Origin of the sequence: Micrococcus sp. Mcc89, from assembly GCF_024519795.1 — a bacterium.
Lineage (GTDB): Bacteria > Actinomycetota > Actinomycetes > Actinomycetales > Micrococcaceae > Micrococcus > Micrococcus luteus.
In genome coordinates, this window is record NZ_JALJRI010000114.1 from 1 (window position 1) to 257 (window position 257).

1 pseudogene is annotated in these 257 nt (G+C 64.6%); it reads left to right on the forward strand.

What is annotated here, in order from left to right:
* Positions 1–90 precede the first annotated feature (90 nt).
* A pseudogene (locus tag NR072_RS10445) lies at positions 91–257 on the forward strand (integrase core domain-containing protein); the annotation flags it as partial.

Genomic DNA, 257 nt, shown 5'->3' on the forward strand with positions numbered 1-257 from the left:
GGAAACCGACGACTCACAGAACGTCCGGACCGAATGAAGGGGGCGGCTCACACCCACATAGGAGCGGCACGAAACCCGGGACGCTTCAAGGAGACCGTGAACGGGCTCTACAAGGCCGAGCTCATCCACGCCAAGCGGGTGTGGGAGTCGACCGAGGCGGTCGAGCTGGCCACCATGGGGTGGGTGCACTGGTGGAACACCACCCGCATCCACGAGGCCCTTGGCTATCGCACTCCCGCAGAGGTTGAGGCGGCTTA